We start from the raw sequence: 23,062 nt of genomic DNA on the forward strand, positions 1-23,062 counted from the left end.
TTCCGCTCCCGGGGGCTGAGATTAAGAAAAAATAACGGGATGAAAAAACGTCACGCAAACGGTTTCGTCGGCGTCAGTATTGCTCTATACTGTGCCCGTTTCCCCTCCGGGCCGATGGCTCAGCGTGTTAAAATGAGAGAACTGACAACTATGGAAATTTTGCGTGGCTCACCTGTGTTATCTGCGTTTCGCGTAACAAAATTTATCAGCGCGTTCACTGAACACCACCTGCCGGTGACCAACATTTATGCAGAATATGTGCATTTCGCTGATATTTCTGCGCCCCTGACCGATGACGAGCACACTAAATTACAACAATTGCTCTGTTACGGTCCGTCACTGGCGGAACATGCGCCGGAAGGGGTTCTGTTGCTTGTCACACCGCGTCCGGGAACATTATCGCCCTGGTCATCAAAGGCCACGGATATCGCACATAACTGCGGTCTGTCCAAAATCACCCGGCTTGAGCGGGGAATCGCCTACTATATTTCTACCACAGGACTGACAGAGAATGAACATCAGCAACTGAGTGCGCTGTTGCATGACCGTATGATGGAAACGGTTTTCAGTGATATATCACAGGCGCAGGCGCTGTTTACGCATCAGGAGCCTGCTCCGCTGACGATGATTGACCTGCTGGGGCAGGGACGCGGCGCGCTGGAAACGGCGAATACAGAGCTGGGGCTGGCACTGGCAGAAGATGAAATTGATTATCTGGCACAGGCATTTACCTCTCTGAAACGAAATCCGTCAGATGTGGAACTGTACATGTTTGCTCAGGCAAACTCAGAGCACTGCCGCCACAAGATTTTTAATGCAGACTGGGTTATTGACGGCGAAGAGCAGCCGAAATCCCTGTTTAAAATGATTAAAAATACGTTTGAAAAAACACCGGATCATGTTTTATCCGCTTATAAAGACAATGCCGCAGTGATGGAAGGCTCGTCTGCCGGGCGCTTTTTCCCGCAGGGAGATACGCGCAGCTATCAGTATCATCAGGAACCGGTGCATATTCTGATGAAAGTGGAAACCCATAACCACCCGACGGCGATTTCGCCGTGGCCGGGAGCGGCAACCGGCTCCGGTGGTGAGATCCGTGATGAGGGTGCTACCGGGCGTGGTGCCAAGCCGAAAGCCGGGCTGACCGGGTTTTCGGTTTCAAACCTGCGCATCCCGGGCTTTGTCCAGCCGTGGGAGCAGGATTTCGGCAAGCCGGATCGCATCGTCAGCGCCTATGACATCATGATGGACGGTCCGCTGGGCGGCGCGGCATTTAATAATGAATTCGGACGTCCGGCGCTGCTTGGTTACTTCCGGACTTATGAAGAGCAGGTCAGCAGCCACAATGGTAATGAATTACGTGGTTATCATAAGCCCATTATGCTGGCGGGCGGTATCGGGAATATCCGGGCTGACCATGTACAAAAAGATGAAATTGTCGTCGGGGCAAAACTGGTTGTACTGGGCGGCCCGTCAATGAATATCGGACTTGGCGGAGGGGCTGCGTCGTCCATGACCTCCGGGCAGTCTGATGCGGATCTGGATTTTGCCTCAGTACAGCGCGATAACCCGGAAATGGAGCGCCGTTGCCAGGAAGTGATCGACGCCTGCTGGCAACTGGGCGATAACAACCCGATTCTGTTTATTCATGATGTGGGCGCGGGTGGTTTGTCTAATGCGATGCCGGAGCTGGTGAGTGACGGCGGGCGCGGCGGGCGTTTTGAACTGCGCGATATTCTCAATGACGAGCCGGGTATGAGTCCGCTTGAGATCTGGTGTAATGAATCTCAGGAGCGCTATGTGATGGCGATCGAACCGGAGCAGCTTGCGCTGTTTGAAGCGATTTGTCAGCGGGAGCGCGCACCGTATGCGGTGATTGGTGAAGCAACAGAGGCGCGGGAACTTATCCTTAACGATCGCCACTTTGATAATCAGCCGATTGATATGCCGCTGGATATTTTACTGGGTAAAACCCCGAAAATGCGCCGCGATGTCACTACTTTGACCGCAGAAGGTACGCCGATTGATCGCCGTGATATTGATTTGCAGGAAGCGGTAAAACGCGTGCTGCATTTACCGGCAGTCGCTGAAAAAACCTTTCTTATTACTATCGGCGATCGCTCGGTGACGGGTATGGTTGCCCGTGACCAGATGGTCGGTCCGTGGCAGATACCTGTGGCTGACTGCGCGGTGACTACCGCGACTCTTGACAGCTATTACGGTGAAGCGATGTCTCTCGGCGAGCGCGCGCCGGTTGCTCTGCTGGATTACGCCGCGTCTGCGCGGATGGCGGTCGGTGAAGCACTGCTTAATATTGCCGGTGTGCAGATCGGTGATTTAAAAAATATTAAATTATCCGCAAATTGGATGGCGGCAGCCGGACACCCGGGAGAAGATGCCGGGCTCTATGCAGCGGTGAAAGCCGTGGGCGAGGAGTTATGTCCTGCGCTCGGTCTGACAATCCCTGTCGGTAAAGATTCTATGTCGATGAAAACCTGCTGGAATGAGCAGGGTGAAGAGCGCGAAATGACCTCGCCGCTTTCGCTGGTGATCACGGCGTTTGCGCGCGTGGATGATGTCCGCAGGACAGTTACACCGCAACTGCGCAGTGATGTGCCGAACCGTCTGCTGCTGGTGGATCTGGGAGAAGGGCACACAACACTGGGTGCGACTGCGCTGGCTCAGGTGTACCGTCAGCTCGGTAATAAAGCCGCCGATGTCCGCAATCCGCAGGCATTACGCGCCTTTTTTGACGCCATGCAGACACTTGTACGTGATGAAAAACTGCTGGCGTATCACGACCGTTCAGATGGCGGGTTGCTTGTCACCCTGGCTGAAATGGCGTTTGCCGGTCACTGTGGGGTGAGTGCGGATATCAGCGCGTTTGATCAGGATATCCCCGGCGCACTGTTTACAGAAGAACTGGGCGCGGTGCTGCAAATCCGTGAAGCGGATCTGGATGCGGTTGTGCAGTGCTTTACGGATGCCGGGTTGGCAGATGCTCTGCACGTCCTGGGCGAAGCCGCTCCGGGGGATGATTTTATCATCCGCAGCCATAATACGGAGGTGTATCATAATTCATGCCGTGAATTACGTTTGTGGTGGGCGGAAACGACCTGGCAGATGCAGCGTCAGCGGGATAACCCGGCCTGTGCTGATGAAGAGCACGAAGCAAAACAGGACATCGCCGATCCCGGTCTGAATGTGGTGCTGACCTTTGATCAGAATGATGATATTGCCGCGCCATATATTGCCCGGCAGGTGCGCCCGCGTATTGCAGTGCTGCGTGAGCAGGGTGTGAATTCCCATGTGGAAATGGCGGCGGCGTTTCATCGCGCAGGGTTTGATGCCATTGATGTTCACATGAGTGATTTACTGAGTGGCAATCTTTCCCTGAGTGGTTTTCAGTCACTGGTAGCATGCGGCGGGTTCTCTTACGGCGATGTGCTGGGTGCCGGAGAGGGCTGGGCGAAATCGGTACTGTTCAATAATCAGGTGCGCGATGAATTTGCACAATTCTTTGCACGTCCGGACACATTATCTCTCGGCGTGTGTAACGGTTGTCAGATGATGTCAAACCTGCGGGATCTTATCCCGGGCGCAGATTTATGGCCGCGTTTTACCCGTAACCGTTCAGAGCGCTTTGAAGCACGTTTCAGCCTGGTTGAGGTCGCACAAAGTCCGTCATTGCTGCTGGATGGCATGGCAGGCTCACGTATTCCGATTGCAGTTTCCCACGGCGAAGGGCTGGCGGAGTTCCGTGATGCGGCACATCAGCAGGCGCTGATGCAGCGCGGTCTGGTGGCGTTACAGTATGTGGATAACTACGGTCAGGTGACAGAGCGCTATCCGGCGAACCCGAACGGTTCACCGGACGGGATCACTGCTGTCACAACAGATGACGGACGCGCCACTATTATGATGCCGCACCCTGAGCGGGTATTCCGTACGGTCAGTAACTCCTGGCATCCGGAAAATTGGGGCGAAGATGGTCCGTGGATGCGGATTTTCCGTAATGCACGCAAGCAGTTAGGCTGATTAACCATAAAATTATACTCTATGCGGCGGGGTTATCCCTGCCGCATTTTTTTTGCCTGGCAGGTGTAAAAACAGATAGGTGTCACAGAATAGCGACATAGTGGGGTTTGTCTGTCGCGAAAAAGAGACACGTAACACACTGAATTATAAAGAAGCAAAAATGAGGGATAAAGATTGTCGCATATCAGCGACGTTTTTAACGAAAATTGCCGGAAAACCGCGGATTATTGATGTACAGATAAGTGCTAAAGGCAATTCAGGACGAATTAAAATATATTATTTGTTATATAATAATGAGTTATAAAATTTATTTATAAGTTGGCACGACGGTTGCAGTAGTTTGTTCAGTTGCTCATTCAATTCTTTATGTCGGCCCGCAGAACAAGTGGAGATATGCCACATAATACCGGGAATGATGCCAGAGTAAGGTGCCTACCGTCCGCTAACACCGATAATTGCGTAAGCTTTATCAAACACAGGGCGACACGTTGAGTGAGGCACCACCATAATCTCACTGACGGGACGGCAGGAAAACTGTCGTCCCGTCATCATTTTATCTCACCTTCCCCTGCATTATCCCCCGTTACCTCTGCCTTTCCGGCTAAAAATACAGCATTCTGCGCACAGATACTCTCTGATCCTTTTCTCTTAGCGCAGACTCAGTTAGCATCAGCACATGACAACAGGTTAAGAGATGACAATCTTGAAAAAATGGCGATTATTTCCGCGCTCTTTGCGCCAACTCGTGGTGGTTGCATTCTGTCTGGTACTGCTGCCCTTGCTGGGGCTGGCCTGGCAGGCGTATCAGAGTTTTGATGATCTGAGTAATCAGGCGGCACAAATCAGTATTGCGACAGTTCAGGATGCCCGGCAAAGTGAAGAGATGTCGGGTCTTGCGCTGGAAATGGAGCGCAGTTACCGTCAGTATTGTGTGCTGGGTAACGAAACACTGAAAAATGTCTGGAACAAACAATATGCCCGCTATGAAGAATATCTCAGCCGCCGGAAGCAGTCTGATCAGGATCCGCGCTATACTGATGTTATCTCCGCCAGCCTCGGGCAATTATCTGTACTGAAATGTGAAAACGGCGAACCGGTTGCGGCAATGACAACCCACCTGGAAGCGTTTGCCAAAGGTAATGCTGATTTGGTTCAGGCTGTCCGTGAAATTAATTTCCGGCGCGGCGAAGAGCTGCAAAATGCCATTGCACAGAAAGGACAATCTTTCGGCTGGCAGAGCCTGCTGGTTTTTGTTCTTAGCACCGGGCTGATTATCCTGTTTACCCGGATGATTATCGGTCCGGTGAAAGTGATTGACCGGATGGTTAACCGCCTGGGTGAAGGGCGCAATCTGGTGCAGCGTCTTGATCACTTTAAAGGTCCCCGCGAACTGCGCTCACTGGCGCAGCGGATTATCTGGCTGAGTGAGCGCCTCGCCTGGCTGGAATCCCAGCGGCATGAATTTTTACGCCACATCTCCCATGAACTGAAAACACCGCTGGCGAGCATGCGCGAAGGAACTGAATTGCTGGCAGATGAAGTTGCCGGTCCGCTGACTGCGGATCAGAAAGAAGTGGTGACTATTCTCAGTGATTGCAGCCGTCATTTACAAACACTGATTGAACAGCTGCTGGAGTACAACCGGACACTGGTGGACAGCCCGACAGAAGCCAAATGGGTTAACCTGGATACGGTAGTGCAGGAGGTTGTCAGCGCGCACAGTTTACCGGCGAGAAGCAAAGGGATCACCACAGGAGTAGAGCTGGACGAGACAAGTGTCTGGGCTGAGCCTGTGTTATTAACGCGTGTACTCGATAATCTATACTCAAATGCGGTACACTATGGTGCTGAATCGGGTAATATCCGGATAACCAGCCACAAGGCAGGTCAGCACATACAGATTGATGTCGCCAATACCGGTACACCAATCCCGGAAGAGGAGCAGGGAATGATCTTTGAACCTTTCTACCAGGGCTCACTTCAGCGCAAAGGTGCCGTAAAAGGCAGCGGACTGGGGCTGAGTATAGCGCGGGATTGTATTAACCGGATGGGCGGCGAACTGATATTAGTCGGTTCTGAAGGTGCGGATGTCTGCTTCCGTATCCAGCTTCCGTTCCACACTTTACTGGAATAACAGGTCAGCTATTAATTTGAACATGATATTTAAGTCCCTGATTGCCGTCGTGCCGCTGTTACTGACCGGCTGTGTAAAAACGTCAACCCCGCCGGTTCTTTCGTCGCTGGCGGCTGCGGTATTGCCACATGAGCGCACTGTCGATTACCGGATAGCGGACTGTCATACGCTCTGGGAGCTTGATTCTGCGGCCGCAACAGAAAACGGACTTTACTGGTTGCGGATGATGGACTGCGCTGATTTGCTCAACAGTGATACCGCACGGATAATGGCGGGGAAAATCACAGCGGACAGTTGGGATACCGCATTCCGTCAGAGTATTTTGCTGGATAACACCGGCAGCTCTGCCAATGACAAACGCAAAGTGCTCGATACACTCAATACCTTCAGTGCAGGCTTTCCGGTTTCATTGCGCCCGTTAATGAAACTGTGGCGCGAACAATTAAAACTGACGATTACGCTGAGTGACGAGCGCCAGCGCTACCGCCGTCTCCAGAGTGAAACCGACGGGAAAATTGATCAGTTACGCGCAGTGAATTCCCGCCTGCAATACGAATTGCAGACCACGACCCGCAAACTGGACAATCTGAGTAATATCGAACGCCAGCTTGCCGGACGTAAACAGCCGGCAAAAGCCGATGCAGAGCCTGAAAGTGCTCAGGAAGAGCGAAGCGAAGCATTAAAAGAGGCTGCCGTTACTGATGAAGCCGCAGCGCCGCCGGTAAAAGCGAAACCTGCTGCTGAGTCAACACCGGCAGAAAGTAAACCGGCACAGAATAAAAAGGAGTAACTCAGGCATGACAGCACGCCGCAGCGCAAATTTATTATTAGTTGATGACGATCCCGGATTATTAAAATTACTGGGAATGCGCCTGAGCAGTGAAGGCTTCCGGGTCACAACAGCAGAAAGCGGCCCTGAAGCACTGAAAGTACTCGGAAAAGAAAAAATTGATTTAGTCGTCAGTGATTTGCGGATGGATGAAATGGACGGTATGGCACTGTTTGCCGAGATCCAGAAAACCCATCAGGGAATGCCGGTGATTATCCTGACCGCTCACGGCTCTATTCCGGATGCGGTTGCCGCCACCCAGCAGGGGGTATTCAGCTTCCTGACCAAACCGGTCGATCGCGATGCATTATATAAAGCTATTGATGATGCCCTGGCGCTCTCGACCACCACCGTCAGTGATGAGTCCTGGAGTGACGGTATAGTTACCCGCAGCCCGCTGATGATCCGCCTGCTGGAGCAGGCAAAAATGGTAGCACAATCTGATGTCAGTGTGCTTATCAACGGACAAAGTGGTACCGGGAAAGAGGTTCTGGCTCAGGCTATCCATAAAGCCAGCCCACGCGCCAAAAAACCGTTTATTGCAATTAACTGTGGCGCACTGCCGGAGCAACTGCTGGAATCCGAGCTGTTCGGTCACGCCAAAGGCGCATTTACCGGGGCTGTCAGCAGCCGTGAAGGATTGTTCCAGGCGGCGGGAAGCGGAACACTTTTCCTTGATGAAATCGGCGATATGCCGATAGCATTGCAGGTCAAACTTCTGCGGGTATTGCAGGAGCGGAAAGTCCGCCCGCTGGGCAGTAACCGCGATATTGATATTGATGTCCGCATTATTTCCGCAACCCACCGCGATTTACCCAAAGCGATGGAAAAACACGAATTCCGCGAAGATCTCTATTATCGCCTCAATGTCGTTAATTTGAAAATTCCGACCCTGCATGAGCGCGCGGAAGATATTCCGTTGCTGGCAAACCATATCCTGCGCGAAGCGGCAAAAAAACATAAACCCTTTGTCCGCAGCTTTTCCACTGATGCCATGAAGTGTCTGATGGGCGCAAGCTGGCCGGGAAATGTCCGCCAGTTACTCAATGTTATTGAGCAGTGCGTGGCACTTTCGACGGTACCGGTGATCAGTGAAGCACTGGTGACTCAGGCGCTGGAAGGCGAAAATACGGCGCTGCCGACCTTTGTGGAAGCCAGAAATCAGTTTGAACTCAATTATTTACGAAAACTATTGCAGATGACCAAAGGCAATGTGACCAATGCTGCCCGTTTAGCGGGGCGTAACCGGACGGAATTTTATAAACTTCTCTCCCGTCATGAGCTGGATGCGGCTGACTTTAAAGAATAAATAAAGAATACGCAGTCGCAGGCACATTTTGCTATCATCTTTATTATTAGCTGTTTTATTATTATTTTATATACCCAACGTCATTCAGGATGCCGCCAACGAACCTGCAGTTTGAATGAATACGGGTATACATGAGAGAGACGGAGACCCGGATTTTATGCGTCGTACACTCAATATCGCCTTAGCTCAGCTGAACTTTCTGGTCGGAGACATTGAAGGCAATGGTGAACGTATCCTGAAAACGGTCGCAGAGCAGCAGCAAAAAGGCGCTGATCTTGTGATGTTTTCTGAACTGGCATTATCCGGATATTCGCCGGAAGACTTGGTTTTTCGTCCTGATTTTCATCAGCGGACAGAGCTGGTATTAACAAGGATTGAGCAGGCGAGCCATGACTGTGCGATCCTCCTGGGTCATACGTGGCATGAAAACGGGCACATATATAATGCGCTCTCTTTCTTTGAACAGGGCAAACTCCGCGCCCGTTATTTCAAACAGCAGCTGCCGAATTATGGCGTATTTGATGAAAAACGCTGGTTTACCGCCGGAACGCAAACCTGTGCTGTTGATTTCAAAGGCTACCGACTGGGGCTGCTGATTTGTGAAGATATCTGGACTGACGGACCTGTTGATGCACTAAAAGCTGCCGGAGCTGAGATTATCCTGACGCTGAATGCCTCACCGTATTCCACCGATAAAATTGATACGCGCGATGTCCTTATTCAGTCACACTGCCGCCGTACCGGGCTGCCGCTGATTTATCTCAATCAGGTTGGTGGTCAGGATGAGCTTATTTTTGATGGTGATTCAGCCGTTTTCGGTGCAGATGGCAACATAACGCATCGTCTTGCCGCATTTTCTGAGCAGACAGTACAGTGCCGGTTTGACTCTCTGACTATTACGCCGATGGATTCTCCCGCACCGACACTGTCCGTTCTGGCACAGGTGTATCAGGGATTGGTGCTGGCGACCCGTGACTATGTGACTAAAAATGGTTTTCAGGGTGCATTACTGGGCCTATCCGGCGGTATTGATTCCGGTCTGACGGTCGCTATTGCCGCAGATGCGCTGGGTAACGACAAAGTACAGGCCGTGATGATGCCGTTTCGCTACACGGCAGAAATCAGTATCCATGATGCCCGCGAGCAGGCAGAACTGCTTGGTGTAGAGTTTGATATTGTTCCGATTGAGCCGATGTTTGATGCTTTTATGCACGAACTGGCACCGAAATTTGCCGGTACAGCAGTGGACACCACAGAAGAAAATTTACAGGCGCGCTGCCGGGCAGTGATCCTGATGGCGATGTCAAATAAGCGCCGCCGCATTGTACTGACCACCAGTAATAAAAGTGAGTCCGCCGTGGGCTATTCCACACTGTACGGTGACATGGCCGGCGGGTTTAATGTACTGAAAGATGTGCCGAAAACAATGGTTTTTGAGTTGGCAAGATACCGTAACACCTTGTCACCGGCGATCCCTGAGCGGGTGATAACCCGTCCGCCGTCAGCTGAGCTGGCGCCGGGTCAACTGGATCAGGACAGTCTGCCGCCGTATGACATTCTTGATGCGTTGCTGGAAGGCTATGTTGAACGCGACTTGTCCCCGGAAGAGCTGATTGCCGCCGGTTTTGATGAAGCGGTTGTCCGTAAGGTTATCCGGCTGGTTGATATTAATGAATATAAACGCCGTCAGTCACCGGTAGGGCCGCGTATTACGGCCCGCAACTTTGGCAAAGATCGCCGTTACCCGATCACATCCGGGTTTGGCCATAAAAATTGGTAGCAGGATCTGATAATGAAAAAAATTGAAGCAATTATTAAGCCGTTTAAACTCGATGATGTCCGTGAAGCATTGGCCGAGGTCGGGATCACAGGTATGACAGTCACTGAAGTGAAAGGTTTCGGGCGTCAGAAAGGTCATACAGAACTGTACCGTGGTGCAGAATATATGGTGGATTTTCTCCCGAAGGTGAGAATTGAGATTGTTGTCGCCGATGACATTCTTGAAAGCTGTGTGGAAACGATTATGAAAACGGCACAAACCGGAAAAATCGGTGACGGTAAAATCTTTGTGTTTGATGTCGTACAGGTTGTCCGTATCCGGACCGGCGAGCAGGATGAAGAAGCTATCTGATTTTTTCTGAGTATATCTGTAAATCTTACTTATCCGGCAGCTGTTATTTCTGACACTGCCGGATTGTTTTATCTGTAAGTCAAAGGAGAATACCGTGCAGATAAAAAAATGGATATTCCCTGTCTGTGCGGTGGTGATCATCCTGGTCATGGCCGGTTTTATTATGTTGCAATCAGCATTGAAAGATCCCGCTCAGACTGAATTACCGGCGCTTTTTGCACAGGTGTCCGGAATGAATTTAAATAAAGAAGAAAGTGAAGAGCTGGAATCATGCATTAATTCGGCAAAAGTGATGTATTTCTCACAGGCCGTAAAAAAATGTGTTAACCGCGCCAGATATAAAAATTGATCTTATTCCTGTCGGATGCGGCTATTGAAAGAGTTATCTGACAGGCAAAAAAAAGAGTAACAACAAACCAGCGAAAGGATGGGATAGATTATCCGGAGGTTTTTTTGTTGTTACTCAAACGCGCGTCATCCTTCAGCCCGCAGGTACGTTGGCTTCACTCGTCCCGGCGGGTCACATACTAGTGTCTGCTCCCCGCCGGTCTTCGCTTGCCGCCTTCCTGTGAACTGAATGATTTAGCGCATTGCGGACTGAAGTGATCCGCATGTGTCTTATTGTTATTCTGTCGTGATTATAAAATTTTGTGCGGACCAAAACATTCATAATGGATCTGGTCTGTATTCACTCCCATTTCTGTCAATTGACGTGCTACGTGCTGCATAAAAATAATCGGGCCGCAGAGATAATAGTGGCGTATTTTACTGAGCAGGACATGTTGTTGCGGATGTAAATCCATCAGTCCGGTCAGGTGCGGATATGCCTCCCCGGCGCGCGGTTCGCGATACCACACTGTCCGGCTGAATACGGGCAGCACAGCACCAAAAGCATCAACATCCTCTGCAAATGCATGAACGCCACCGTGATCTGCGGCATGCAGCCAGGTAACATCCCCCGCATGTTGCTGCTCTGACAGGGTTTGCAGCATCGCCATCATCGGTGTCAGCCCGACACCGGCGGAAATCAGTACAACCGGTGTCTCAGTTCCGGTATTCAGGAAAAAGTCACCGGAAGGCGGCGTCAGCTTAACAATGTCTCCTTCCTCAATATTGGTGTGCAGCCAGCCGGAAATCATTCCCTTATTTTCCCGTTTTACGGCAATCCGGTATGTTTTACCGTTCGGTGCCTGTGTCAGTGAATACTGACGAATTTCCTGATTTTCAAGTGACTGATCATTAATATAGAGGCTGATATATTGCCCCGGACGGAAATCCGCTACCGGCCGGGCATCAACCGGCGTCAGTTCAAAACTGGTAATAAATTCACTCTGCGCCAGTTTGCGGGTAATACGAAAATCTCTTAACCCTTCCCAGCCACCGGCAGATGAGGCTCTCTCTTTATATAATCCGGCTTCGTGCTGAATAAAGATATCTGCCAGCACAGCATATGCTTTCCCCCAGGCCGCCAGGACTTCCTCACCCGGATTGAGCAACTCTTCAATGGTTGCCAGTAAATTTTCACCAACAATCGGGTAATGCTCCGGTTTAATCAGCAAACTAACATGCTTATTGGCTATTTTTTCAATCGCAGCGCTCAGTATGCCGGGATTATCAATATTCATCGCATACGCGCAGATTGCATTAAATAAGGCTTCACGTTGTGCGCCGCTCTGCTGGTGGCTCATGGTGAAGATATCTTTTAACTCCGGATGCTGACGAAACATGCGGTCATAAAAGTGAGCGGTAAGTTTTGGTCCGGTCGCAGCGATCAGCGGTGCGGTAGATTTTATAATGGCGATAGTTTGAGCATCGGGCATGGCAGGGCTCCTGAAAAAACATCACTTCAATGTGAATTTTATAACATGTATTTTCAATGCAACTTATAATATAGGGCAAAATTTGTAAAGGGTAAATTTTAGTGCTGTGTCAGAAAATCGGCTAAAAATAGCGAAATTGACCAATGAGAGGGGGAGGAGAGGGATCACAAATCCGGCATTGAGTCCGATGAACAGGATATTCTGATGAAATTTTAAGACCGCTAACTACCTGATTTTATCAGCATGCAATCGTTTGCGTATTTTTTATTTCCGGGGCTATCTCAATCCTGAAAAAGAGTTTACACTGTATGCCATTCGTCCCCTGAAGGGGGTGGTTTTTTATCGGCGTCAGTGAGTCAGGAGAAGCGAATGTTAAAGCGTGAAATGAATATTGCAGATTACGACCCTCAACTTTGGCAGGCAATGAAAGATGAAGATCGTCGTCAGGAAGAGCACATTGAATTAATTGCTTCAGAAAACTATACCAGCCCGCGCGTTATGGAAGCCCAAGGCTCACAGCTTACTAATAAATATGCTGAAGGCTATCCGGGTAAGCGCTATTACGGCGGTTGTGAGTATGTGGATATCGTTGAACAGTTAGCGATTGACCGTGCAAAAGAGCTGTTTGGTGCAGATTACGCCAACGTACAGCCGCACTCCGGTTCACAGGCTAACGTAGCGGTGTATTCCGCGCTGTTATCGCCGGGTGACACTGTTTTAGGGATGAACTTAGCGGAAGGCGGTCACCTGACTCACGGCTCTCCGGTAAACTTCTCCGGTAAACTGTATAACATCGTTCCTTATGGTATTGATGCCGCAGGTAAAATTGATTATAACGATGTTGCTGAACAAGCTAAAAAACATCAGCCAAAAATGATCATCGGTGGCTTCTCTGCCTACTCAGGTGTGGTTGACTGGGCAAAACTGCGCGAAATCGCAGACAGCATCGGCGCTTACCTGTTCGTTGACATGGCACACGTTGCCGGTCTGGTTGCTGCTGGTGTTTATCCGAACCCGGTTCCTCATGCGCACGTTGTGACCACCACCACGCATAAAACTCTCGCAGGTCCGCGCGGCGGAATGATCCTGGCGAATGGCGGCAGTGAAGAGCTGTACAAGAAACTGAATTCGTCCGTATTCCCGGGCAACCAGGGCGGCCCGCTGATGCATGTCATTGCCGGTAAAGCCGTGGCATTAAAAGAAGCAATGGAGCCTGAATTTAAAGCAAATCAGGTTCTTGTTGTGAAAAATGCCAAAGCAATGGTTGAAGTCTTCTTAAACCGTGGTTATAAAGTAGTGTCCGGCGGAACTGAAAACCATCTGTTCCTGGTGGACCTGGTTGATAAAGACATCACCGGTAAAGAAGCGGATGCAGCACTCGGTCGTGCGAATATCACTGTGAACAAAAACAGTGTGCCGAACGATCCGAAAAGCCCGTTTGTCACATCCGGTATCCGTCTCGGGTCACCTGCAATTACCCGCCGTGGCTTTAAAGAAGCCGAAGCGCGTGAGCTGGCAGGCTGGATGTGTGACGTGTTAGATAACCTCAATGATGAAGCGACCATTGAAGCTGTGAAACAAAAAGTTCTGGCTATCTGCGCGAAATACCCTGTTTACGCATAGTCCGTTATACTGTTTGAGTATACCCAACGTCATTCAAGATTCAGGCAGGCGGCAAGGGAAGATAGGCGGGGAGCATACATTAGTATGTGACCCGGCTAGCTGAGTGCGGCCAACGAACCTGTAGTTTGAATGAATAAGGGTATATATTTATGAACCCGCTTCGTAACTCCGTACGAGCGGGTTTTTTATTTTCATGTATACCCAACGTCATTCAGGATGCAGCCAACGAACCTGTAATTGGAATGAATAAGGGTATTAAAGGAGAAACAGATGTTTGTTCCATCATCGCTTTGGCTGGCGCTTGATTATTTCACGTATTTCTTTTCTTACGGGATATTTCTTCCCTATTGGGGAGCCTGGCTGAAAGGTGAGGGGCATGATGTGGCGACCGTCGGGTTGTTACTGAGTGTGGGGCTGGTGGCCCGGTTTATCGGCAGTCTGTTTATCACTCCACTGTTTAAAGATCCTTCCCGTCTGATTTTTGCATTACGACTGATGGCACTGTGTTCATTTATCTTTGCAGTGGCATTCTGGTTTGGATCGCACTGGATTTGGCTGTTTTTTGTGATGGCCGGGTTTAATCTCTTTTTCTCCCCGATGATCCCGCTGGGGGATTCTCTCGCTGCCACCTGGCAGAAACAGTTCCCGATGGATTACGGCACTATCCGTGTCTGGGGCTCGGTTGCTTTTATTATCGCGACCTCCGTGACCGGGCTGCTGATGGATGTCTGGAAACATGATGTTATTTTAGTCGCGTTAATTGTCAGTACGGCATCCCTTTTGCTGACCTCCTTCTTGCGCCCTCGCATTATGCCTGTTGGTGAGCAAAAACAGCGCGGACCACAGGTGGCGTTCCGTACCTTACTGAAAGATAACGCCGTTGTCCGCTTCCTGATTTGTGTCAGCCTTTTGCAGGGCGCGCACGCGGCATATTACGGATTCAGTGTGATTTACTGGCAGTTGGTGGGATATTCCGATGCGACCATTGGCTATTTATGGTCGCTGGGGGTTGTTGCTGAGGTAATTGTGTTTAGCTTCAGTAATAAATTATTCCGCCGCTGGAGTGCGGCAAACCTGTTATTACTTTCCGGTATCTGCGGTATTCTGCGCTGGTCACTGATGGGAATGTCTGCTGCGTTGCCGGTTCTGATTATAGCTCAAATCCTGCACAGCGGAACCTATACAGTGTGCCATCTTGCTGCCATGAAATTTATCGGGGCACGAAAATCGGCTGAAATTATTCCGTTGCAGGCCGCTTATTCGGCACTGGCGATGGGCGGGGCTATTGCGGTAATGACATTGGTGGCCGGTTATCTCTATGAAGATATCCACGGTGGTATTTTTTATCTGATGGCGCTGACGGCAATTCCTGCGCTGTTCCTGCGCCCGAAAGTCCGTGCTCAGATATAAAATAAAGTAACAGGTGAGAGCGGCGGTAATATCCGCCGCTCATGTCTGACAACTGCCGGTAGTATACGCAATCGGCGGAGAGTTAACTTTTGTAATACTTCAGCGCGTTAATGTGACCGCTGACTATGTCATTAAGCCCTTCCACAGAAGCCCCTTCTGCAAAATACGCATCATAGCGGGAAACATTCATCACCCAGAAGCGGATAACAGCCAGAGACATATCTGTCAGCCAGTTTATTTTTTGCAGAAGTGCCGAGAATTTAACGGTATCCTCTATTTGCAGTTTCAGATATTTAATTTCTTCACAGAGTTTTTTTATCAGGTCATCAATACTGAGAATCAGTGTATCTTTCTGTGGAAAATCAAATTTAACAGGCAGATTAGGGAATTTTATTTTTTTCAGTTGTTCAACATGGTCATAATAGCTATTAACTAATTCAGATAAATTATGTCCGTGTTTTTCAGCTTTATCTATGAGTTCTGATGTGTTCATCATATCAGTATAACCATGAACAGTAGTGCTCAGATTGTTGATGTCATTTTTGATATCGTTAAGATAGGTGACGTTATTATCTGAATCCAGGTAATGCTGGTATGAATCAATAAGTTCTATTTCCATATCGAGTGCGTTAAGAACCCGTGAAAAGTGCACGGATATACTACTGTACTGCTCGGAAAAGGGTATTTCAGTGATATTTTTATGGTCGTTATTTATCTCGACGGATAATGAAACTAAATCTGAGTATTTTATAATTTCAGCCTGAACCATATAGTTTCCTTTATAATAAAATAGTATTTTTTGTGGCAGGAACAGTGCATATACTATTTAAATATAAAAGAAGGACAATATTATAAAAAATAAAGGGATTGATAATTATATAGGAGAGGGAACTATAATTTGTGGCTGATCGCCGGTAAACAAACTTGCCGGATAAACAGCAGAGTACTGATTATCCGGCAGATAAAACAGAATCAGCGTTTCAGTGATTCAGTCAGTTCGTCACGCATTTCTGACAGAAGTTCGCGCACAACGCGCGGGCTGCCTGCCACAATGTTACCACTGGTCATATAGTTATGATCGCCGGTGAAGTCAGAGACAATGCCGCCCGCTTCACGGACCAGCAGCTCGCCGCCGAGGAAATCCCACGGTTTCAGACCGATTTCAAAGAAACCATCAACACGACCGGCAGCCAGATACGCCAGATCCAGTGCAGCAGAACCACTACGACGGAAGTCCGCGCAACGGTTGAACAGTTTACCCAGGATTTTGATATAAGTATCAGCGTGGTGTTTGGCTTTGAACGGGAAACCGGTCGCCAGAATTGCACCGTCAAGTTCACGACCGGATGCACCGCGCAGGCGGTAGCCGTTTAACTGTGCGCCCTGACCACGGACGGCGGAGAATAATTCGTTACGCATAGGATCGTATACCACAGCCACTTCAGTGCGGCCTTTGATACGAAAAGCGATGGATACAGCAAAATGCGGGAGACGTTTAACGAAGTTGGTTGTGCCATCCAGGGGATCAACAACCCATTGCATATCATGTTCTTCGCCGATTAATTCACCGCACTCTTCAGAGATAATGGTGTGCTTAGGATATGACTTACGGATGATTTCAATAATCATCTGTTCAGCTTCACGATCAACGTTAGTGACAAAGTCATTAGCGCCTTTCTGAGAAGTCTCAACGCTGTCAGGCATTTCATAGTGTTTGGCAATCAGGTTGCCGGCCTTACGTGCAGCACGTATGGCGATGGTAAGCATCGGATGCATGGGGGTTGTCCACCGGGATGTTAAAGAACGAAAATAATCGCCGCGGATTATAACAGGTGATCGTCTTTCTGACTATTCTTGTGTTAAGATAATGCGATAATTTCTCAAATATAGCTTGTTATGTCTGAAAACATCCGAATTGTTCTGGTCGAAACCTCCCACACCGGCAACATGGGCTCCGCTGCGCGGGCCATGAAAACTATGGGGTTATCTAACCTTTATCTGGTTAATCCGCAGGTTCAGCCTGATTCCCACTCCATTGCACTCTCAGCGGGTGCCAGCGATGTTATCGGCAATGCAAAAATTGTCAGCTCGCTGGATGAAGCAATCGCAGGATGTGAACTGGTGATTGGCACCAGTGCGCGCTCCCGCACATTGCCCTGGCCGATGGTTGAACCGCGTGAATGCGGTGAAAAAAGTGTCAAAGCTGCACTGACCGCGCCCGTCGCCATTATTTTTGGTCGCGAGCGTGTCGGGCTGACCAACGATGAACTGCAAAAATGTAATTATCATCTTTATATTCCGACTAATCCGGAGTACGGTTCACTGAATCTGGCGATGGCGGTACAGCTGGTCAGTTATGAGATCCGTATGGCATTTCTGGCCTCTCAGAATGAGAGCCAACCGGCACATCATGAAGAAGAGGATGAGGTACACTATCCGCCGGCTGATGATATGGAGCGGTTTTATACGCATCTTGAATCGGTATTAAATGAATCCGGTTTCATCCGCAAAGCACATCCCGGTCAGATTATGAACCGCCTGCGCCGCTTATTTACCCGCGCGCACCCGGAAGTGCAGGAGCTTAATATCCTGCGCGGTATACTGACTTCTGTTGAAAAATGGGCAAAAAAATAGTTGAGTAATTTACTGGGTTAAATAGTTGACTAAATTACTCAGGAATGACACAATTTCGTCACCATTTATCACGGGGATCCGGTTATGAGACTGACATCAAAAGGGCGCTATGCAGTGACAGCTATGCTCGACGTAGCACTGCACTCCCAAGGGGGGCCTGTACCGCTGGCTGAAATTTCCGAGCGCCAGGGTATTTCCCTCTCCTATCTTGAGCAACTCTTTTCGCGTTTGCGTAAAAACGAACTGGTTTCCAGCGTCCGTGGTCCGGGCGGTGGTTATCGTCTGGCACGTGCGCCGGGAGAAATTTTTATTGCTCAGGTCATCTCAGCTGTTGATGAGTCCGTTGATGCAACGCGTTGCCAGGGAACTCAGGAAGGCTGTCAGGGCGGTGACCGCTGTCTGACCCACGCATTATGGCGTGACCTGAGTGACCGTATTACTGATTTTTTAAGCAGTATCAGCCTTGAAGAGCTGGTAAATCATAAAGAAGTGATTGATGTTGCTGATCGCCAGGATGATAAACGCCGGGCACATAGTTTAGCTATTAACGAAACGATTATCAATCTGCAAGCATAAGCAGAAACCTGCGTTAACAACGCAACCGTAGTTCATGGAGCAATTGAGCGATGAAATTACCGATCTACTTAGATTATTCAGCAACGACACCGGTTGATCCGCGTGTTGCTGAAAAAATGATGCAATACATGACAATGGACGGCGTTTTCGGCAACCCGGCGTCACGTTCACACCGCTTTGGCTGGCAGGCTGAAGAGGCGGTTGATATCGCCCGTAACCAGATAGCAGAACTGGTCGGTGCGGACCCGCGTGAAATTGTGTTCACATCGGGTGCAACTGAGTCAGACAACCTTGCTATTAAAGGTGCCGCGAATTTCTACGGCAAAAAAGGCAAGCACATTATTACCAGTAAAACCGAGCATAAAGCGGTGCTGGATACCTGCCGTCAGTTAGAGCGTGAAGGGTTTGAAGTTACCACGTTAGCGCCACAGCGCAACGGGATTATCACCCTTGAGCAATTAGAAGCGGCAATGCGTGAAGACACCATCCTGGTGTCAATCATGCATGTGAATAACGAAATTGGTGTGATTCAGGATATCGAAGCTATCGGTGAACTGTGTCGCAGCAAAGGTATTATTTTCCATGTGGATGCGACTCAGAGCGTCGGTAAAATCCCGGTGGATTTAAGCAAACTGAAAGTAGATCTGATGTCTTTCTCAGGTCACAAAATTTACGGGCCGATGGGGATCGGGGCACTCTATGTCCGCCGTAAACCACGCATCCGTATCGAAGCACAGATGCACGGCGGTGGTCATGAGCGCGGTATGCGTTCAGGTACATTGCCTGTACACCAGATTGTCGGCATGGGCGAAGCGTACCGCATTGCAAAAGAAGAAATGGCGGCGGAATCTGAGCGCCTGTCTGCACTGCGTCTGCGTCTGTGGAACGGTATCAAAGATATCGAAGAAACCTACCTTAACGGCTGCCCGGAACATACGGCACCGAATATTCTTAACGTCAGTTTCAACTATGTTGAAGGTGAATCACTGATGATGGCGCTGAAAGACCTGGCTGTCTCATCCGGCTCTGCCTGTACGTCTGCCAGCCTGGAGCCTTCTTACGTTCTGCGCGCACTGGGTATGACTGATGAACTGGCGCACAGCTCAATCCGTTTCTCAATGGGGCGTTTTACCACTGAAGAAGAGATTGACTACGCAATCACGCTTATCCATAACGCAATTGGCCGCCTGCGCGATCTTTCCCCTCTGTGGGATATGCACAAGCAAGGTGTTGATATTAACAGTATTGAATGGTCACACCATTAATCAGACGGTTTCAGGAGCATAAACAATGGCTTATAGCGAAAAAGTAATCGATCACTACGAAAATCCGCGCAACGTGGGCTCTTTTGATAACGAAGATCCGACAGTCGGCAGCGGCATGGTGGGTGCACCAGCCTGTGGTGACGTCATGAAACTGCAGATCAAAGTTGATGATAACGGCGTAATTGAAGATGCGCGCTTCAAAACCTACGGCTGCGGTTCTGCGATTGCCTCCAGCTCGCTGGTGACAGAGTGGATGAAAGGGAAAACCCTGGATGAAGCTGAGTCCATCAAAAATACTGCTATTGCAGAAGAGTTAGAGTTGCCGCCGGTGAAAATTCACTGCTCAATTCTGGCTGAAGATGCGATTAAAGCAGCGATTGCGGATTACAAAAGTAAGCGCCAGGGCAAATAATAGCCCCCGTTATCACTGAGCTAAGGGATGTAAATTCCTGCTGTTCAGATGGGAACGAGTAATAAAAAAATTAATGGCGGATACTGAGCATTTCAGTGATCCGCCATACTGGTTTATAGAGCGAGGTGTGTAATGTCCATTTCCCTTACAGAAAGTGCGGCAAACCGGGTCTCCGGTTTTTTGGAAAACCGGGGTAAAGGATTAGGCCTGCGGTTAGGTGTAAGAACCTCTGGTTGCTCTGGTATGGCCTATGTGCTGGAGTTTGCTGATGTTCTCAATGATGATGATATCGTGTTTGAAGACAAAGGCGTTAAAGTCATTATTGATGGCAAAAGTATTGTGTATCTTGACGGCACGGAAGTGGATTTCGTGAAGGAAGGGTTAAACGAAGGGTTTAAATTCAATAACCCGAATGTTGACAGCGAATGCGGCTGCGGCGAAAGTTTTCACGTTTAATCTTTCCATCTATCCGCGCAATGTGCGCCGTAAAGAGTACGATATGAACTATTTTTCCCTGTTCAGCCTGACTGAGAGTTACGAGCTGGACACTCAGGTTCTTGCCGGACGTTACCAGGATTTACAGCGTCAGTATCATCCCGACCGCTTCGCCAGCCATGACGAGCGGGAACAGGCGCAGGCGCTGACTATGGCCGCGACCATCAATGAAGCTTACCACTCACTGAAACATCCCCTGAAACGCGCAGAATATATGCTGCTGTTACATGATATTGATATCAATAATGAACAGCACACTATGCATGATACGGCGTTTCTGATGGAACAGATGGATCTGCGTGAGTCTCTTGATATTATTGAGCAAAATCAGGACAGCGATGCACTGGCCGGTTTTGCTGCCAAAACGGATAAAATGACAAAAACCCGCATGGCAGAGATGATCCGGCAGCTTGATGATGAAGACTGGCTGGTCGCCGCAGACAGTGTGCGCAAGTTACGGTTTTTGAGTAAATTGGCGCAACAGATTGACAATATTGAAGAACGTTTGTCAGACAGTTTTTAAGGGAAAAATATGGCACTGTTACAAATCAGCGAACCGGGGCAGGCTCCGGCTCCTCACCAGCGCCGCCTTGCTGCGGGTATTGATTTAGGCACCACGCATTCACTTGTTGCCACTGTGCGCAGCGCAGAGGCTGATGTGCTGGCAGATAGCGCCGGGCACTTTCTGCTGCCCTCTGTGGTACGCTATTGCGCTGACAACCGTATTGTCGGGCGCGAAGCCCTCGCAAATGCTGCTGCTGACCCGCAAAATACCATTATTTCCGTTAAACGGATGATGGGGCGATCTCTCAATGATATTACCCAACGCTATCCCGGGCTGCCGTACCAGCTACAGGCAAGTGAAAATGGACTGCCACTGATCCGTACGGCTGCCGGTCTGGTTGATCCCGTCCGTGTTTCTGCCGATATCCTGTCTGTGCTGGCACAGCGTGCGCAGGAAACCCTCGGCGGAGAACTGGACGGCGTGGTGATCACCGTTCCCGCCTATTTTGATGATGCACAGCGTCAGGGTACCAAAGATGCCGCACGGCTTGCCGGATTGCATGTGCTGCGTCTGCTGAATGAACCGACAGCTGCGGCTATTGCCTACGGGCTGGATTCCGGGCAGGAAGGCGTTATCGCTGTGTATGACCTTGGCGGTGGCACGTTTGATATTTCAGTTCTTCGCCTGAGCCGTGGTGTGTTTGAAGTGCTGGCGACCGGCGGTGATACTGCGCTCGGTGGTGATGATTTCGACGCCCTGATAGCTGACTGGATTTATCAGAGCAGCGGCATGCAGGCGCGTGATCATTCACACCACCGCATAATATTAAATGCGGCATCCGCTGCAAAAATTGCGCTCTCAGATACACAGGAAACACACATTTCTGTTGATGACTGGCAGGGCGTACTGACCCGCGAAACATTTGAAGAACTCATCCGTCCGCTGGTCAGAAAAACACTGATGACCTGCCGCCGCGCACTGAAAGATGCGGGCATCACTCAGGATGAAGTGTGTGAAGTTGTGATGGTCGGCGGCTCCACCCGTGTTCCGCTGGTGCGCGAATCCGCCGGCGAATTCTTTGCCCGTCAGCCGCTCACCTCTATTGACCCGGACAAAGTGGTCGCACTCGGTGCTGCAATCCAGGCCGATATTCTTGCCGGTAACAAGCCGGACAGTGACATGCTGCTGCTGGATGTTATCCCGCTGTCACTCGGGCTGGAAACCATGGGCGGACTGGTGGAGAAAGTCATTCCACGCAATACGACCATCCCGGTTGCCCGCGCCCAGGAATTCACCACATTCAAAGATGGTCAGACGGCCATGAGCATTCATGTCTTACAGGGCGAGCGGGAAATGGTCAGTGACTGCCGCTCGCTTGCGCGTTTCACACTGCGCGGCATTCCGCCGATGGCAGCGGGTAACGCGCATATCCGTGTCACCTTTCAGGTGGATGCGGATGGTCTGCTGAGTGTCAGCGCACTGGAAAAATCCACCGGTGTGCAGGCGTCAGTACAGATCAAACCGTCTTATGGTCTGAGCGATACCGATATTGCCGGCATGATAAAAGATTCACTCGAAAACGCAGATAATGATGTATCCACCCGCCGCCTGGCGGAACAAAAAGTGGACGCTGCCCGCCTGCTGGAGAGCCTGACACAGGCTCTGTCAGAGGATGGCGATTTACTGAGTGCCGACGAAAATGCCGCCATTGATGCGGCAGTTGATGCTCTTATTCAAAGCGCGGAAGGCGACTCACCGGTCGCGATTGAACGCGCAATTAAACAACTGGACAAGCAAACACAGGTATTCGCAGCCCGCCGGATGGACAATTCTGTCCGTAAGGCACTCGCGGGTCACTCTGTGGATGAGATATAACGGGAA

At 49.9% G+C, this 23,062-nt stretch carries 19 protein-coding genes; 16 read left to right on the forward strand and 3 right to left on the reverse strand.

Translation table 11 applies throughout. From position 1 onward, the window contains the following. Positions 1 to 150: 150 nt before the first annotated feature. The 7 genes from purL to ACMHKJ_RS16915 all read left to right on the forward strand — a co-directional run bounded on the left by purL (position 151) and on the right by ACMHKJ_RS16915 (position 10,790). A complete protein-coding gene (gene purL / locus ACMHKJ_RS16885) occupies positions 151 to 4,038 on the forward strand; it encodes a phosphoribosylformylglycinamidine synthase (RefSeq protein WP_413495806.1) in 3,888 nt (1,295 codons plus the stop codon). A 694-nt stretch (positions 4,039 to 4,732) separates the two neighbouring features. After that, positions 4,733 to 6,172, forward strand: coding sequence for a sensor histidine kinase (locus ACMHKJ_RS16890; protein ID WP_067361223.1), 1,440 nt, complete (start codon positions 4,733 to 4,735; stop codon positions 6,170 to 6,172). 22 nt (positions 6,173 to 6,194) lie between these two features. Beyond that, complete coding sequence (gene qseG / locus ACMHKJ_RS16895; protein ID WP_413495735.1) at positions 6,195 to 6,962, forward strand: two-component system QseEF-associated lipoprotein QseG; 768 nt, start codon at positions 6,195 to 6,197, stop codon at positions 6,960 to 6,962. Positions 6,963 to 6,969: 7 nt separating this feature from the next. Then, positions 6,970 to 8,310 (forward strand): two-component system response regulator GlrR, encoded by a 1,341-nt coding sequence (gene glrR / locus ACMHKJ_RS16900; RefSeq protein ID WP_067361228.1) that lies wholly within the window; start codon positions 6,970 to 6,972, stop codon positions 8,308 to 8,310. A gap of 157 nt (positions 8,311 to 8,467) precedes the next feature. Continuing rightward, positions 8,468 to 10,090, forward strand: a complete 1,623-nt coding sequence (locus tag ACMHKJ_RS16905) for an NAD+ synthase (RefSeq protein ID WP_413495737.1) — start codon at positions 8,468 to 8,470, stop codon at positions 10,088 to 10,090. A gap of 12 nt (positions 10,091 to 10,102) precedes the next feature. Beyond that, positions 10,103 to 10,441: a nitrogen regulatory protein P-II gene (glnB, locus tag ACMHKJ_RS16910; protein WP_413495739.1), complete on the forward strand. Its 339-nt coding sequence runs from the start codon at positions 10,103 to 10,105 to the stop codon at positions 10,439 to 10,441. Positions 10,442 to 10,535: 94 nt separating this feature from the next. Next, positions 10,536 to 10,790: a hypothetical protein gene (locus ACMHKJ_RS16915; protein WP_413495741.1), complete on the forward strand. Its 255-nt coding sequence runs from the start codon at positions 10,536 to 10,538 to the stop codon at positions 10,788 to 10,790. Positions 10,791 to 11,079: 289 nt separating this feature from the next. On the opposite strand, the gene hmpA is transcribed toward ACMHKJ_RS16915, so the two are convergent. Beyond that, positions 11,080 to 12,261 (reverse strand): NO-inducible flavohemoprotein, encoded by a 1,182-nt coding sequence (gene hmpA / locus ACMHKJ_RS16920; RefSeq protein ID WP_413495743.1) that lies wholly within the window; start codon positions 12,259 to 12,261, stop codon positions 11,080 to 11,082. Positions 12,262 to 12,630: 369 nt separating this feature from the next. Between hmpA and glyA the strand changes: the two genes are divergently transcribed. After that, the gene (glyA, locus tag ACMHKJ_RS16925; protein WP_067361240.1) at positions 12,631 to 13,884 is read left to right on the forward strand and encodes a serine hydroxymethyltransferase; all 1,254 of its coding nucleotides are present in this window, start codon (positions 12,631 to 12,633) and stop codon (positions 13,882 to 13,884) included. A gap of 270 nt (positions 13,885 to 14,154) precedes the next feature. After that, positions 14,155 to 15,294 carry a 3-phenylpropionate MFS transporter gene (locus ACMHKJ_RS16930; RefSeq protein ID WP_413495745.1) on the forward strand — a complete coding sequence of 380 codons (1,140 nt, stop codon included), beginning with the start codon at positions 14,155 to 14,157 and terminating at the stop codon, positions 15,292 to 15,294. Positions 15,295 to 15,376: 82 nt separating this feature from the next. Here the strand turns inward: ACMHKJ_RS16930 and ACMHKJ_RS16935 are convergent, their stop codons facing one another. After that, positions 15,377 to 15,946, reverse strand: a complete 570-nt coding sequence (locus tag ACMHKJ_RS16935; RefSeq protein ID WP_413495747.1) for a hypothetical protein — start codon at positions 15,944 to 15,946, stop codon at positions 15,377 to 15,379. Positions 15,947 to 16,266: 320 nt separating this feature from the next. Further along, positions 16,267 to 17,070: an inositol-1-monophosphatase gene (gene suhB, locus ACMHKJ_RS16940; RefSeq protein ID WP_413495749.1), complete on the reverse strand. Its 804-nt coding sequence runs from the start codon at positions 17,068 to 17,070 to the stop codon at positions 16,267 to 16,269. Positions 17,071 to 17,190: 120 nt separating this feature from the next. Between suhB and trmJ the strand changes: the two genes are divergently transcribed. The 7 genes from trmJ (at position 17,191) to hscA (ending at position 23,056) form a co-directional block, all read left to right on the forward strand. After that, positions 17,191 to 17,928 (forward strand): tRNA (cytosine(32)/uridine(32)-2'-O)-methyltransferase TrmJ, encoded by a 738-nt coding sequence (trmJ, locus tag ACMHKJ_RS16945; protein ID WP_413495751.1) that lies wholly within the window; start codon positions 17,191 to 17,193, stop codon positions 17,926 to 17,928. Positions 17,929 to 18,012: 84 nt separating this feature from the next. Next, positions 18,013 to 18,504, forward strand: coding sequence for a Fe-S cluster assembly transcriptional regulator IscR (gene iscR, locus ACMHKJ_RS16950; RefSeq protein ID WP_067361252.1), 492 nt, complete (start codon positions 18,013 to 18,015; stop codon positions 18,502 to 18,504). Between the two features lie 50 nt (positions 18,505 to 18,554). Continuing rightward, positions 18,555 to 19,769, forward strand: a complete 1,215-nt coding sequence (locus ACMHKJ_RS16955; RefSeq protein ID WP_413495753.1) for an IscS subfamily cysteine desulfurase — start codon at positions 18,555 to 18,557, stop codon at positions 19,767 to 19,769. 25 nt (positions 19,770 to 19,794) lie between these two features. After that, entirely contained in the window at positions 19,795 to 20,181 is a 387-nt protein-coding gene (gene iscU / locus ACMHKJ_RS16960) for a Fe-S cluster assembly scaffold IscU (RefSeq protein ID WP_067361257.1), read from the forward strand. A gap of 132 nt (positions 20,182 to 20,313) precedes the next feature. Continuing rightward, a complete protein-coding gene (iscA, locus tag ACMHKJ_RS16965; RefSeq protein ID WP_413495755.1) occupies positions 20,314 to 20,637 on the forward strand; it encodes an iron-sulfur cluster assembly protein IscA in 324 nt (107 codons plus the stop codon). A 43-nt stretch (positions 20,638 to 20,680) separates the two neighbouring features. Next, positions 20,681 to 21,199, forward strand: a complete 519-nt coding sequence (gene hscB / locus ACMHKJ_RS16970; protein WP_413495808.1) for a co-chaperone HscB — start codon at positions 20,681 to 20,683, stop codon at positions 21,197 to 21,199. A 9-nt stretch (positions 21,200 to 21,208) separates the two neighbouring features. Beyond that, positions 21,209 to 23,056: a Fe-S protein assembly chaperone HscA gene (hscA, locus tag ACMHKJ_RS16975; protein ID WP_413495756.1), complete on the forward strand. Its 1,848-nt coding sequence runs from the start codon at positions 21,209 to 21,211 to the stop codon at positions 23,054 to 23,056. Positions 23,057 to 23,062: the final 6 nt, after the last annotated feature.

The sequence above is a fragment of the Morganella psychrotolerans genome, from assembly GCF_965118875.1.
GTDB lineage: Bacteria > Pseudomonadota > Gammaproteobacteria > Enterobacterales > Enterobacteriaceae > Morganella > Morganella psychrotolerans_C.